The organism is Deminuibacter soli (genome assembly GCF_003412455.1).
Taxonomy (GTDB): domain Bacteria; phylum Bacteroidota; class Bacteroidia; order Chitinophagales; family Chitinophagaceae; genus Deminuibacter; species Deminuibacter soli.
Genome location: NZ_QTJU01000001.1, coordinates 1,434,794 through 1,448,020, shown reverse-complemented (window position 1 = coordinate 1,448,020; position 13,227 = coordinate 1,434,794). Strand labels below are relative to the sequence as shown.

The 13,227-nt window shown below is 48.0% G+C and carries 13 protein-coding genes; 6 read left to right on the top strand and 7 right to left on the bottom strand.

Features of this window, described 5'->3' with window-relative positions; all coding sequences use genetic code 11:
• Nucleotides 1-560: 560 nt before the first annotated feature.
• From DXN05_RS24885 to DXN05_RS06355, 3 genes are all read right to left on the bottom strand, one after another.
• A complete protein-coding gene (locus tag DXN05_RS24885) occupies nucleotides 561-1,175 on the bottom strand; it encodes an RQC domain-containing protein (protein WP_245975145.1) in 615 nt (204 codons plus the stop codon).
• A gap of 32 nt (nucleotides 1,176-1,207) precedes the next feature.
• Nucleotides 1,208-2,434 (bottom strand): RecQ family ATP-dependent DNA helicase, encoded by a 1,227-nt coding sequence (locus tag DXN05_RS06360; protein ID WP_211329981.1) that lies wholly within the window; start codon nucleotides 2,432-2,434, stop codon nucleotides 1,208-1,210.
• Between the two features lie 297 nt (nucleotides 2,435-2,731).
• Nucleotides 2,732-3,817, bottom strand: a complete 1,086-nt coding sequence (locus DXN05_RS06355) for a tryptophan 2,3-dioxygenase family protein (RefSeq protein ID WP_116846328.1) — start codon at nucleotides 3,815-3,817, stop codon at nucleotides 2,732-2,734.
• A gap of 137 nt (nucleotides 3,818-3,954) precedes the next feature.
• On the opposite strand from DXN05_RS06355, the gene DXN05_RS06350 reads away from it, so the two are divergent.
• The 4 genes from DXN05_RS06350 to pdxH all read left to right on the top strand — a co-directional run bounded on the left by DXN05_RS06350 (nucleotide 3,955) and on the right by pdxH (nucleotide 6,959).
• Nucleotides 3,955-4,692 carry a DUF2490 domain-containing protein gene (locus tag DXN05_RS06350; RefSeq protein ID WP_211329980.1) on the top strand — a complete coding sequence of 246 codons (738 nt, stop codon included), beginning with the start codon at nucleotides 3,955-3,957 and terminating at the stop codon, nucleotides 4,690-4,692.
• Between the two features lie 141 nt (nucleotides 4,693-4,833).
• Nucleotides 4,834-5,553, top strand: coding sequence for a UMP kinase (gene pyrH, locus DXN05_RS06345; protein WP_116846326.1), 720 nt, complete (start codon nucleotides 4,834-4,836; stop codon nucleotides 5,551-5,553).
• 108 nt (nucleotides 5,554-5,661) lie between these two features.
• Nucleotides 5,662-6,273 (top strand): Yip1 family protein, encoded by a 612-nt coding sequence (locus tag DXN05_RS06340; protein WP_116846325.1) that lies wholly within the window; start codon nucleotides 5,662-5,664, stop codon nucleotides 6,271-6,273.
• A gap of 41 nt (nucleotides 6,274-6,314) precedes the next feature.
• The gene (gene pdxH, locus DXN05_RS06335; RefSeq protein ID WP_116846324.1) at nucleotides 6,315-6,959 is read left to right on the top strand and encodes a pyridoxamine 5'-phosphate oxidase; all 645 of its coding nucleotides are present in this window, start codon (nucleotides 6,315-6,317) and stop codon (nucleotides 6,957-6,959) included.
• 67 nt (nucleotides 6,960-7,026) lie between these two features.
• Here the strand turns inward: pdxH and DXN05_RS06330 are convergent, their stop codons facing one another.
• From DXN05_RS06330 to DXN05_RS06315, 4 genes are all read right to left on the bottom strand, one after another.
• Nucleotides 7,027-7,152 (bottom strand): 30S ribosomal protein THX, encoded by a 126-nt coding sequence (locus tag DXN05_RS06330; RefSeq protein ID WP_116846422.1) that lies wholly within the window; start codon nucleotides 7,150-7,152, stop codon nucleotides 7,027-7,029.
• A gap of 128 nt (nucleotides 7,153-7,280) precedes the next feature.
• On the bottom strand, nucleotides 7,281-7,550 hold the full coding sequence (locus tag DXN05_RS06325; RefSeq protein ID WP_116846323.1) for an HU family DNA-binding protein: 270 nt from the start codon (nucleotides 7,548-7,550) through the stop codon (nucleotides 7,281-7,283).
• Between the two features lie 295 nt (nucleotides 7,551-7,845).
• Nucleotides 7,846-8,151, bottom strand: coding sequence for a DUF4286 family protein (locus DXN05_RS06320; RefSeq protein WP_116846322.1), 306 nt, complete (start codon nucleotides 8,149-8,151; stop codon nucleotides 7,846-7,848).
• Between the two features lie 112 nt (nucleotides 8,152-8,263).
• Complete coding sequence (locus DXN05_RS06315; protein ID WP_116846321.1) at nucleotides 8,264-9,031, bottom strand: exodeoxyribonuclease III; 768 nt, start codon at nucleotides 9,029-9,031, stop codon at nucleotides 8,264-8,266.
• 59 nt (nucleotides 9,032-9,090) lie between these two features.
• Here DXN05_RS06315 and DXN05_RS06310 point away from each other — a divergent pair, with 59 nt between their 5' ends.
• Both DXN05_RS06310 and DXN05_RS06305 read left to right on the top strand, forming a co-directional pair.
• Nucleotides 9,091-9,861, top strand: coding sequence for an LOG family protein (locus DXN05_RS06310; RefSeq protein ID WP_116846320.1), 771 nt, complete (start codon nucleotides 9,091-9,093; stop codon nucleotides 9,859-9,861).
• Between the two features lie 79 nt (nucleotides 9,862-9,940).
• The gene (locus tag DXN05_RS06305; protein WP_116846319.1) at nucleotides 9,941-13,105 is read left to right on the top strand and encodes an AsmA family protein; all 3,165 of its coding nucleotides are present in this window, start codon (nucleotides 9,941-9,943) and stop codon (nucleotides 13,103-13,105) included.
• Nucleotides 13,106-13,227: the final 122 nt, after the last annotated feature.

Sequence of the window (13,227 nt, the reverse complement as noted above, 5' to 3'; positions counted from 1 at the left end):
AATTGTGTTACGCTTGCAATCTTACCATAACTTTCGTTACGTACTGTTGCTTCCTTCTTTCAAAGATCTTTAACCGATAAAGCACTACTGCTTTATCCGCTACTGCTGATGTTAAGGTTGTGAACCTCCAGGCCTCAAGCCGCACCATCGTTTCTATACTTTAAGAACTTCTTTTTTCGCTTCCCACCGTATCATTTGGGGTTGCAAAGGTAAAAACTTTTCGGTTAAACTTCCAAATTTTTCTTCAAAATATTTTTCCGTTTGTTATTCCTAAAAGATTGAGTTCCAATGAGCTACCAGTTTTTCAAACCGGGCTGCAAAGATAAGCAGCTTTTTATTCTCACCAAATTTATTTTCAAATTTCTCTACCTTTTTTCAAACCCAAGCACCGCTGAAAGAGCTACCCGTTTTATTAACGGGCTGCGAAGGTATGCAGCCAAAACTTTCTGCCAAATTTATTTTGAAAAAAATAGTGAAATTGTTTTCGGTGACCAGTACTGAACAAGAGTAAAACGCAGTGTGGTATTGTGTTTCAGCATTTCTAAAAAACTGGTTGGTTTTTATCGTTTGTACCGCAGTTTTTTATCCTGCCGTTGTTGAATACGGGTTGGCAGCTTGTGTAAAATGCAATAATCCTGTACACACTCGAGGAAATCATTGCCATAGCGGTCCATTTTTACTTCGCCAAAACCACTGATGCGCGACAAATCACCTGTAACCAGTGGCAAATAAGTAGCCAGTTCTACCAGCGTTGCATCGGAGAATATAATGTAAGGGGGCATGTTTTCTTTTGCCGCGATGGTTTTACGCAGCTGTTTCAATTGCTGCAGCAGGTCTTTTTCGAGCAAAACAGCGCCGCCCTCTTCTGTAGCCGGTTGCTGTGGCTGTTCCTTTTTCTTAAATGAGGTTACCAGTACAGATTGCTGGCCCCTGAGCACATCCCAGCTGGCGGCGGTTAGTTGCAGCACGGGGTACTCCCCTTCGCTTTGCTGCAGGTAGCCGGTGTGCAGCAGGTCTTTGATACAGGCCCGCCATTCTTCTTTACCGGTTTCTTTGCCGATGCCGAAAGTTTTGAGTGTCTGGTGCATTTCTTTTACCGTGCTGCTGCCGCGGAGAAAATCAATAATGTAATTAATGCCGAACCGCTCTTCGAGGCGGGTTACGGCGCTGAGTATTTTTTGTGCGGGAATGGTAATGTCGGTTTTGCTTACATCGCTGAGGCAGATATCACAGCTGTCGCAGCTGTTGCCGGCCCGTCGTTGAAATAGTTGAGCAGGTATTTGCGGCGGCAGCTGCGCAGTTCGCAGAAGGCCGACATCTGGTCGAGCTTTTTCAGCAGTATGCGCGATTGTTCTTCATTGCCGTCTACTTTGGCAAAATTGCGCAGCTTAAACACATCGCCTGCACTGTAAAACAAAATGGCTTCGCTGTACAACCCGTCGCGCCCTGCCCTGCCGGTTTCCTGGTAATAACCTTCCATGTTCTTGGGTAAATCGGCATGCATTACAAAACGCACATTGCTTTTATTGATGCCCATACCAAAGGCAATGGTGGCCACCATTATCTTAAGTTCATCTTTCAAAAACAGCTCCTGGCGCTCGTCGCGTACAGATTTTTCCAGCCCGGCATGATACGGCTGGGCATCAAAACCTTTTTTGCGCAGGCTTTCGGCCAGCTCTTCCGTACCGGTACGCGAAAGGCAGTAAATAATACCCGAATCGTCGCGGTGGGTATTGAGGTAGTCGGTGATTTGTTTGATATAATCTTTCTTCGGCTTTACGAAGTAGTGGATATTGGGGCGATTGAAAGAGTTTTCAAACTCCGTGTACTTTGTGAGACATAATTTGGCAATAATGTCTTTTTTGGTAAGCTGGTCGGCCGTGGCGGTGAGCGCGATAATGGGCGTATCGGCAAAATGTTCTTTCAACTGGCCCAGCAGCAGGTACTCCGGCCGGAAATCGTGCCCCCATTGGCTGATGCAGTGCGCCTCATCAATGGCAAACAGCGATACACGGATATTTTTCAGAAACTGGATGAAATTGCCTTCGCCGAGCAAGCGTTCGGGGGAAATATACAAGAGCTTCAACCCGCTGTCGGCATCGGGTGCATTCACCTGCGGCAGCTGGTTAAGTACATGCTGCTGCTCGTAATTGGAGAGCGTGGAATTGAGGTAAGCAGCAGGGATGCCGTTTTGCAGCAGCGCATCTACCTGGTCTTTCATCAGCGCAATAAGCGGAGATACCACGATGGCTACGCCGGGCAGCGCCAGGGCAGGCAACTGGTAACAAACCGATTTTCCGCCGCCGGTAGGCATCAGCACCATGGCATCTTTGCCCTGCAGCAGGTTTTCGATAATATCCTGCTGGTTATGCCTGAAACTGGTGTAACCAAACCTGTCTTTCAATAACTGGTGAATGCCTGCCGCGCTTTTCATATTGTAGCTCCTTCCTTTCGGCGTGAAGGTAAATAACCGGGTTGATATTCGCTAACATTGTTAGCAAATTTAATGATTGCTCTGCAACGAGGATAGACAGGAAGTGGCGGGGCATATGGCAACGCGCCTATGCCCCCGAAAAGACTTTTTACCTCATTTTAGCCCCCGACCTGCCTGAACGCCCCCCGATCGAACCTCGGACGAATACCGGGCGAACCTACCTTTTCAGTCAAAACGACAAATCCCTGCATTTCCTGCGCACTTCGCCATGCTTTTTGCGCAAGGATTTTCTACCTTCTACATATTAAACCCGAGATGCCTGATCAGCTCCTGCGGCAGTGCGGGCAGGTTGTGGCGTTCAATTAAATAAGTAGACAAGCCCGCAAGATCGCGGAAGATGTAATGCCTGCTCAGCGCCCCTTCGAGGTAGCCTGCGCCGGAAGTATTGCCGGTGCCCACGCGCATACCAATCATGCGGCGCACCATAATCAGGTGTTTGTGCCGCCAGTTGCTGAGATGGTGGTCTATGCGGATAAGGGCATCCAGCACCTGGTACGAGCCCTGGAACACCGGGAAATCGCGGTACAGCATAATGAACAGGGCGGCCTGCATGGCAGGGGCAGAGAGGCTGCCGCGTAAGCCGGCCAGCTGTTCGGGGGTAAAACCGGTGGCATCGTGGTTGAAGAATACATAATCGAAGTCGTTGATTTTTCCCTGCTCACGCTCTGTGAGACTTTGCTGGTAAATACGGCGGTAATCGTTCCAGAACGGATGTTTGGCAGGTGCGGCAGGTGCAGCTGCCGGGTAGTTTTTCCAGAAATCGGTTTCAAAGAATGGCATCCGCTCCAGCCATTTGTTTACCAGCTGCAGCAGGCTGGGCGCCTGTTCGGTATCGTTGATATGGTTGTAATCTGGCTGGGTAAAGCCGCCTTCGTTGGTGCGTTTGTAGTAATCTTTCTGGTGGCGTTTTTCCATTTGCAAACCCAGTGTAGCCTCTATTAAGCGAAACTGTTTGCTCTGGAAACCGGAGGATGGCGTGAGCAGGTTGCGGAACTCGAGAAAATCGAGCGGCGTCATGGTATCGAGAATGCCCACCTGCTGGTTCAGCAGTTCCAGTATGCTGATAATGCGGTTAAGCCGGTGACGCACCAGGTTGAGCTCCCCGGAATTGTCGTTGATTTTTTCCTTCCCGAACACCTGCATCACATAATCCAGCTCGAACAGGATTTGCTTAAACCACAGTTCATACGCCTGGTGTATTACAATAAACAGCATTTCATCGTGTGCAGGTGTATTACCGGGATTAAAACTCACCGGGTGCTGGGCTTCGAGTATTTTATCCAGTTGCAGGTAGGTGCCATAATACATAGGCTCGCTGGTCATATAACAGTTGTTTAAAGCGGCAAAGAAACAATTTGTTTGGCAGTATTTTAATGGCGCGACACTATCTTTGGCCTATGCGGCACAGCATTGGACCGCTGCTGCCGGTGTGTTTGGACAATTTATAACTACTACTATTCATGAAACAAGTGCTACTTGCGGTGGCAGCCTGTATGGCCACCCTATTGCCTTATGCGCAAACGCGTGTAAGCGACCACAACGACATTGGCTGGTTTACCACCACCATTACCCCGCGTATTACTTCTAAACTCAGCGGCCATATTGAGTACCAGTGGCGGCGTGACAACATTGTTACCGACTGGCAGCAAAGCCTGCTGCGTATTGGCCTCAATTATAAAATACATCCGCAGGTAACCCTGCATGCGGGTTATGGCTGGATAGTGACCTTCCCTTACAGCGAACACCAGCTGTCGGCAGTGCCCCGCTCGTTTGGCGAGCGCAGGATTTATGAGCAGGTAGTGGTAAACAGCACAGTGGGCAAGGCATCGCTGAGCCACCGCTTCAGGCTGGAGCAACGCTGGCTGGCGAAGTACAATAGCCTGGAGGCGCACCAACCCGATACGTATACCTACCTAAACCGCATCCGTTACATGCCTCGGCTGGATGTACCGCTGAACAAACACCTGTTTGCAGCGTTGTATGATGAACTGTTCATTGGCTTCGGAAAAAATTTAGGTGAAAATGTGTTTGACCAGAACAGGCTTGGCATACTAATGGGTTATAAGTTCAACAACAATATCAGGATTGAAGCAGGGTTCCTGAACCAGATTGTGCAGCTGTCGAGGGAAATAGATGGTAAAAACGCATTTCAGTACAACAGCGGTGTTATTGTAAACACCCATTTCAACTTGTTCTGATGTGCGCAAACACCCGGTTGCATTGTAGTGGCAGCAGTGTTTGCAGCCTGTGTGGCAGGTAAAGGCGGGGGAAAATACCTCTTGGCAATTGCCCAAAAATTCAGGTTCTTTGCAGCCGATTCGTTCATAAAAAATTGAGGCATGCTCCCTAAGTACAAACGTATTCTATTAAAATTATCCGGCGAGGCATTGATTGGTGAAAGTAAAAACGGTGTTGACCCATTTGATCCGAGAGTGATTGAGCAGTATGCCAACGACATTAAAACGGTAACCGATCTGGGTGTTCAGGTAGCCATTGTAATTGGCGGCGGCAATATTTACCGTGGTATGAACGAAGCAGAGAGCGGTATTGAACGTGCACACGGTGATTACATGGGTATGCTGGCAACCATGATCAATGGCATGGCCATGCAGGCGATGCTGGAAAAAATAGGCGTGTACACCCGTTTACAGAGCGCTATTAAAATGGAACAGATCGCTGAACCATATATCCGCAGAAAAGCCATGCGCCACCTGGAAAAAGGCCGCGTGGTAATATTTGGCGGTGGCACCGGCAACCCCTACTTTACAACTGATACGGCAGGCTCACTGCGTGCCATTGAAATGAAGGCCGACGTTATTCTGAAAGGCACCCGCGTAGATGGCATTTACACAGCCGATCCCGAGAAAGATCCCACTGCCACACGTTACGACAACATTACCTTCCAGGAATGCATCAGCAAAAACCTGAAAGTAATGGACATGACGGCTTTCACACTTTGCATGGAAAACAAACTGCCGATTATTGTATTCGACATGAACAAACCCGGCAACCTGCTGCAGGTGGTAGAAGGCAAAGGCGTTGGCACACTGGTAAGCTAAATTGAACCCTATTTATACCATAAGAAGCCTGTACAGCAACTGTACGGGCTTTTTTGTGTTTGTATTTACGCGCTGCAATGAGTAAATTTCATTTAAAAAGCTTACCGCATGAACATCGTTGACCGTGTAAAAAACATATTGCTCAACCCCAGGACCGAATGGCTGGCCATTGAAGCAGAACAGCCCAATGCCGCGATGATTATGCGCGGTTATGTAATACCGCTGGCCATAGTAATTGCCATTGCCGCCTTTGTAGGCTTTGGTTTTGTAGGCATACCGGTAATGGGTGTGCGGTTTGCCAGCATTGAGGCCGGGCTGTTTAACGGCGTGCTGCACCTGCTGGTATCTGTGCTGGGCGTGTATATTTCGGCCAATGTGGTAGATGCACTGGCGCCTTCGTTCGATTCGGAAAAACACCTGGGCCGTTCGCTGCAGCTGGTGGCTTATGGCTGCACGCCCCTGCTGGTAGCACGTGTTTTTTCGGTAATACCGGCCATTGCGGGCTTAATTTCACTTGCTGGTTTGTGTTACACAGCTTATGTATGGTATATCGGCTTGTCTCCCATTAAACGCACACCAGACGATAAGAAGGTGGTATACCTCGCCGTGATATTCCTGGTGATGGTCGTGATTTTTTTGCTGACAGGCATTATCGTAAGCATTATACTGCGCCCCTTTTTCGGACTGGCGTACGGCGGTTTTGGTTATTATGGTTTGTAATACCTTTGCGGTATTATTCACGCCATTCTAAACACCGCATCATGTCTATACAACCGGCCATAGCAGCGATCAGGAAGGATTACAAGTTACGCACACTCGACGAAACAGACCTGGCACCAGACCCCATTGCCCAGTTTAGCCGCTGGTGGAACGACGCCACACACAGCGAAATTGATGAAGTAAACGCTATGACGCTGGCTACTGTGAACAAAGAAGGCATTCCCTCGGCAAGAATTGTATTACTGAAAACATTTGACGAGCGGGGCTTTGTATTTTTTACCAATTACCAAAGTGATAAAGGCCGACAGCTGGCAGAGAACGGCCATGCTGCGCTGGTATTTTTCTGGAAAGAACTGGAGCGCCAGGTGCGTATTGAAGGCACGGTGACCAAAACCAGTGAAGCAGACAGTGATGCCTATTTTCTCTCGCGCCCGCTGGGCAGCAGGATAGGTGCCTGGGCATCGCCGCAGAGCCAGGTAATTACCAGCAGGGAATTGCTGGAAACAAATACAGAACATTATACCAATTCATTCGGGAACGATGTGGGCCGACCGCCGCATTGGGGCGGCTATGTGGTACAACCACAGAAAGTGGAATTCTGGCAGGGAAGAAGCAGCCGTTTGCACGACAGGCTGTTGTATACCCGTGAAGGAGCAGGATGGAAAATAGAGCGCCTGGCGCCGTAACAGTGCAGGTGTTGATTTCGTTGAAAGGCTGATGGCGATGATACCAGCAACCTTTCAACCGATCAACTTAAGCAGATTTTTTTGCAGCAGCTGCTCTTTTAGCACTGGAGCTGTCAGGACGTGCTGAACGGCTTTTACCGTAAGAACCTTTAAAAATCTTGCCTTTTTTGGTTTTTTTATCACCTCTGCCCATTGTAAAAATGTTTACTTGTTGAAAATTTTCATTACAGGCTGCAAAAATGCAGAATTCCCGGCAAAGTACGGGCAATAAAAAGCAGAAGAACCTGGTTCTTCTGCTTTTTTTGGCTGGTTCGAAAACCATTATAATTTGGCAGACAGTTCTTTACCAGCTTTAAAGCGTGCTACTTTCTTCGCTTTAATTTTGATCACTTCGCCTGTTTGAGGGTTGCGGCCGGTGCGGGCAGCACGTTTAGATACAGAGAAAGTACCGAAACCAACCAGCGTAACTTTACCATTGCCTTTTAAGGTTTTGGTAACTGCTTCCACGAAAGAATCCAGGGTAGCGTTAGCCTGAGTTTTGGTTATGCCAGCGTCTTCGGCAAGTTTCGCAACCAATTCAGCTTTGTTCATAGTATTTTATTTAGCTTGTGATTAAGTGAAACAAATTTATTCGCTTTTCTACACCGGCCAAATATTTTTACCGCAATTTCATTGATTTAACATTTGCTGAAGACCGCGACTGTTCTGCATTATAGCCGTTTGCGTCATGTTAACAGCGGATGTGATTTTTCACATCCATCGCGTGAAACCCTTGCCAGCACTACGTTTCACGCGAAAACTGCTGAAACGCAGTGCTGTAGCGGCTTTAAAAGAAATATACAATAGTTTCCCGATTCCCGGAACAGCTATTTATAGATTTCCACAATCAATTCACAACCTCCATTAACGAGTTAAACGACACAATGCTGTCGCCCCAGGTCTTGCGCACTTCCAGCTGCAGGGCCGGCGCGTACTGCTGTATATAACGGTTATACAGGGCTTTCCCGGCCGCATAGTACTGGATGGCGTAGGTTGGCCCGTCAGAATCATCGATTTCGCGGATGCGCACCAGCTGGTGTTTCTCAAAACAGCCTGTACCCAGCACTTCGGGTATATGCACATCGAGCATCCACTGCAGCCAGGCATCGTGAATGGCAGTATCTACTTTGGTAGTAATGTTATAGATGAACATGATCGTAAGATGGATTGATAATTCTATGGTTTGATGGCTTTATGGTTTGATGGCTTTACAACCATCGAACAATTAAACCATTGAACAATTCACCCGCAACGTATTGCATTTATTACGCAAGTTCCACGTAAATGGGGCAATGATCACTGTGTTTTACATCGGGGTAAATGCGGGCGTCTTTGAGGGCGCTGCGCAGGGGTTCGGTTACTGTGATGTAATCGATGCGCCAGCCTTTGTTCTGCAGTCTTACGGAAGGGAAACGCTGGCTCCACCAGGAGTACATGCCTTTTTCATCGGGATGAAAATGACGCAGGGTATCTACATAACCCCTGGCCAGGAACTGATCCATCCAGGCCCTTTCTTCAGGCAAAAAGCCCGATGAATTTTTGTTGCCTTTGGGATCATGGATATCTATTTCCCTGTGCGCAATATTGTAATCGCCGCAAATGATGAGTTTGGGACGTGTTTCACGCAGGGTTTCGAGGTATACCTGGAACTCATCGAGCCACTGGTATTTGTATGTTTGGCGGATATCGCCGGTAGTGCCGGAGGGGAAGTAGGCGTTCACCAGTGTGATATCACCAAAATCAAGTCGTATTACACGGCCCTCCGCGTCGCTCTGCATAATGCCGTTGCCAAAGAAACTGGCGGTAGGTTCTATTTTTGTAAACACCGCCACGCCGCTGTAGCCCTTTTTCTCGGCCGAAAACCAGTACGTGTGGTAGCCCAGTGCTTCTATCGCTGCATAGTTTACATTCTCTTTGTGTGCCTTGGTTTCCTGCAGGCAGATGACATCTGCAGGATCTGTTTGCAGCCATTCGGTAAAACCCTTGGTAATAGCGCTTCGTATGCCGTTTACATTATAAGAAATAACACGCATATTAAAATATTGTATCTGCAAAGTAATGCAAACACTTCTACATACCTTGCGCTTTTATTATGGAAAAGCAGATCCGCTCACCCCGCATTATTCCCGCCGAAACCGAGGTATACCTCGAAGGTGCAAGACCACGTGTATTTGAACTGGGTTTTGCCTGGCAGGTGTTTGTACAGTTTATTAAAGGGTTCAGAACCCTGCACTTTGTAGGCCCCTGCATTACCGTATTCGGATCTGCACGGTTTAAGCCCGGGCAGCCCTATTACGAAGCTGCTGTTGAAATGGGCAAACGCATTGCAGAAACAGGTTTCACTACCATGACAGGTGGCGGGCCCGGTATTATGGAAGCAGCCAACAAAGGCGCTTTTGAAAACAATGGCACCAGCATTGGCGTAAACATTATACTGCCGCACGAGCAGCATGCCAACCCCTACCTGCACAAAAGCATCAACATCAAATTCTTCTTTGTACGCAAGGTGTTGCTGGTAAAATACTCCTACGCCTTTATCATTATGCCCGGCGGCTTTGGTACCATGGACGAGTTTTTTGAAACACTTACCCTGGTGCAAACCAAAACCATCAGCGGTTTCCCGATAGTGCTGTTTGGCAAGGAATACTACCAGCCCCTGATGAACTACATGCAGGTGATGGCCGAGAAAGGTACCATAGCGCCGGCCGATATGCAGCTGGTACTGCTGACCGATGATGCGGATGAAGCCATTGCACACATCAGCAAATATGTATCGGGCAATTATAAAATAAAACCCAGGAGACGTTTCTGGTGGTTGTTTGAAAAGAAGCAGGTACCCAAAGAATCCCTTTCGCAGCGATAGCCATCCGGCCCTTGCCAGGGCAGCGCCTGATGAAAATGAACTTGCTTTTTCTCCCGTTTTTGACGTATTTTTCTAGTATATGAAGTGGTCCGTAAAAAGAATCGCCCTACGAAGCGCCAAAATAGTTACTATCACTATTGCATCCGTTGTTGCCTTGCTGTTTCTGCTGCCATACCTGTTCCCGGATACAGTAGCAGGCAAAATAAAACAATGGACCAACAACTCAATCAACGGGCAGGTGAACTTCTCCAAAGCGCGGCTGTCCTTCTTTCGCCACTTTCCTTCACTTACCTTAACACTGTACGATTTTTCACTGAAAGGTTCTGCACCTTACCAGAATGATACCCTGCTTGCAGGTAAAGAACTGGGGCTTGGTCTGAACCTTAAAACCGTATTCTCGCATACCATCAGCATCAACAAGATATTTTTAACCGAAGGCTACATTAACATACAGGTAAGCGAAAAGGGTGAAGCAAACTACAATGTATACGTATCAAAGAAAACCGATAGCACCAAAGCAGCCGTTGCTGATACCAGCGGTGCAGCCTTGCAGCTGGAAGATATAGAAATTGACAAATCGAGCCTTACGTATAACGACCGATCGCTTCCCCTGCTTATTAATGCCAGGGACCTGCGTTACTCGGGCAGCGGCGATTTAAGCAAAGCCGTGTTCGATCTGCATACACATGCAGAAATCGGCTCGTTTGATTTGTATTTTAATAACGAAGCGTACTTTCTTTCAAAGAAAATAAACGGTGACCTGGTTACAAAAATCAACACCAACTCACTGGCCTTATTGTTCGAAAAAAACGACCTGAAAATAAACCAGCTGCCACTGCAATTCAACGGCAGGTTCGAGTTTTTGCCCAAGGGGTACAACATGGACTTCCGGCTAACAACAAAAGACGCCAGCCTGCTCGATGTATTTACCGTGCTGCCACCTGCTTACGCCACCTGGCTGCAGCATACCGAGGTGAGCGGGCAGGCTTCTATTGTTGCCTCGCTGATTGGTGCCTATGAAGCTTCTACCCAAAAAATGCCTGACCTCACGTTTAACATGAAAGTAAACGAAGGATCTATCGCCTACGAAAAATCAACCATCCCCATCAATCACCTGCTGCTGGATTTTAACAGCAAACTGCCCTCCCTTACACCAGACAGCTTACTGGTGAATATCGATTCCCTGCATTTCAACATCGGCAAAGATTTCTGCAATGCTGCACTGCATATAAAAGGCATGACCACACCTTCTGTAACCGGCCATATTAATGCACTGATGGATATGGAAAACTGGGACAAAGCACTTGGCCTGGCTGCCTATGATACCAAGGGCAAACTGCAGGTAAATGGCACAGTAAACGGGCAATACAAAACAGGCATACAGGTAAGCGGCCTGCGCAAACAGGATACTGCCACCGTGATTACCAGCATACCCAATTTTAACCTCACCGCATCCCTGCAAAACGGTTATGTAAAATACAACGCGTTGCCCGGTGCCGTTGAAAACATTGGCTTTAACCTGCGTGCCGTATGCAACGATCATAACTACAAACACGCACGCCTGCTGGTTGACAGCATTAATGCCACTGCCCTGCAGAACTATGTAAAAGGATTTATACACCTGGGCAACGACAATGGTTATACCGTTGATGCCAACCTGAACGCCGTGCTGGACCTGGCTTCCATTAAACAGTTTTACCCGCTGGACAGCATGGAGCTGAAGGGCAAAACCAATATCAACATACAAACCAAAGGCAGTTATATAGCCGCCAAAAAGCTATTCCCGGTAACCAATGCGGCCATCCGCCTCAACGATGGCTGGGTACAAACCAAGTATTACCCGCACCCGCTAACAGATATACAGGTAAGCGCCAACATACGCAGCAGCAGCAGTTCGCTGAAAAGCCTGAATGTAGCAGTACAGCCCATCTCCTTCAATTTTGAAGGGCAGCCTTTTATGCTGAAAGCAGACCTGCATAACTTCAGCGATCTTCGGTACAATGTGTTTTCAAAAGGTGTAATTGATATTGGCAAGATATACCAGGTATTTCGCGTAAAAGGACTGGATGTAAGCGGTACGCTGAAAACAGACCTCTCGCTGAAAGGCCAGCAAAGCGACGCCATGTCGGGCAATTACGACGCATTGTCTAACAAAGGCACCATGCGTGTAAAACAGGTGCGCATTCATTCAGATTACCTGCCGCTGCCCCTGCTGATTGAAGACGGAGTATTCCGTTTTGACCAGGATAAAATGTGGTTTGACCGGTTTACGGCACGTTATGGCAAATCGGCCTTTTCGCTGAACGGTTACCTGCAAAACGCCATACACTATGCGTTGCAGCCGAACAATACACTCATCGGCAAATTCGATTTAAAGAGCAAATACATACTGGTTGATCAGCTGATGGCCTTTTCTACCGCAGCCACCACATCGGGCAGCCAACCGGCCGGCGGCAATAATAAGGGTGTGATACTGGTACCGCCCGGTGTATCGCTGGTATTTACGGCAGATGCCACCACCGTTGACTACAATGGCCTGCAGTTAAGCAATGTTACCGGCAACATTGGTATCGACAGCGCCGCCATACACCTGCAGCAAACCGGGTTTGATTTAATTGGCTGCCATGTAAGCATGGATGGCAGCTACAGCAGCGTAACACCGGTAAAAGCCCTGTTCAACTACCACCTGAATGCGCAGAACTTCGATGTAAAAAAAGCGTATCAAACCATACCGCTGTTTCACGATCTGGCACCGGCTGCAGCCAAGGCCGAAGGCATTGTATCAATCGACTACCAGTTAAAGGGCAGGTTGAATGCCGATATGATGCCCGTTTATCCTTCGCTGGAAGGCGGCGGCACCTTAACTTTGCAGAAAGTAAAAATGCGCGGGTTTAAACTGTTTTCAGCCGTGAGCCAGAACACCGGCAAAAACAGCATCAACGACCCCGATCTGTCGAAGGTGAACATCAAAACCACCATCAAAAACAATGTGATTAACATTGAGCCGGTAAAAATGCGCGTATCCGGCTTCAGGCCCAAAATACAGGGCCAAACCACATTCGACGGCAGGCTGAACCTCAAATTCAGGCTGGGTTTACCGCCCTTCGGCATTATCGGTATTCCCTTAACCGTTACCGGCACCCGCGACAACCCGGTAGTGCGCGTTCGCCGCGGCAGCAAAGACCCTGCGCTGCAGGAAACGGAAGACAGGGAAGAAGACGATGACGATAAAAAAACGCCTTAATACCGCAACGATTTCGCCCTTCCATATGAATTATTGGTAAAGGCTGTGGCAACACGGCCCTTGTTTCGTTAGACGAAATGCATGATTTGTACATGTCAATCTGCCATTTGTGTATTGGCAGG

What these genes read in the sequence shown, in the direction of transcription:
- DXN05_RS06360 (WP_211329981.1), bottom strand. Translation starts at nt 2,434, where the DNA reads ATGAAAAGCGCGGCAGGCATTCACCAGTTATTGAAAGACAGGTTTGGT.
- DXN05_RS06355 (WP_116846328.1), bottom strand. Translation starts at nt 3,817, where the DNA reads ATGACCAGCGAGCCTATGTATTATGGCACCTACCTGCAACTGGATAAA.
- DXN05_RS06350 (WP_211329980.1), top strand. Translation starts at nt 3,955, where the DNA reads ATGAAACAAGTGCTACTTGCGGTGGCAGCCTGTATGGCCACCCTATTG.
- pyrH (WP_116846326.1), top strand. Translation starts at nt 4,834, where the DNA reads ATGCTCCCTAAGTACAAACGTATTCTATTAAAATTATCCGGCGAGGCA.
- DXN05_RS06340 (WP_116846325.1), top strand. Translation starts at nt 5,662, where the DNA reads ATGAACATCGTTGACCGTGTAAAAAACATATTGCTCAACCCCAGGACC.
- pdxH (WP_116846324.1), top strand. Translation starts at nt 6,315, where the DNA reads ATGTCTATACAACCGGCCATAGCAGCGATCAGGAAGGATTACAAGTTA.
- DXN05_RS06330 (WP_116846422.1), bottom strand. Translation starts at nt 7,152, where the DNA reads ATGGGCAGAGGTGATAAAAAAACCAAAAAAGGCAAGATTTTTAAAGGT.
- DXN05_RS06325 (WP_116846323.1), bottom strand. Translation starts at nt 7,550, where the DNA reads ATGAACAAAGCTGAATTGGTTGCGAAACTTGCCGAAGACGCTGGCATA.
- DXN05_RS06320 (WP_116846322.1), bottom strand. Translation starts at nt 8,151, where the DNA reads ATGTTCATCTATAACATTACTACCAAAGTAGATACTGCCATTCACGAT.
- DXN05_RS06315 (WP_116846321.1), bottom strand. Translation starts at nt 9,031, where the DNA reads ATGCGTGTTATTTCTTATAATGTAAACGGCATACGAAGCGCTATTACC.
- DXN05_RS06310 (WP_116846320.1), top strand. Translation starts at nt 9,091, where the DNA reads ATGGAAAAGCAGATCCGCTCACCCCGCATTATTCCCGCCGAAACCGAG.
- DXN05_RS06305 (WP_116846319.1), top strand. Translation starts at nt 9,941, where the DNA reads ATGAAGTGGTCCGTAAAAAGAATCGCCCTACGAAGCGCCAAAATAGTT.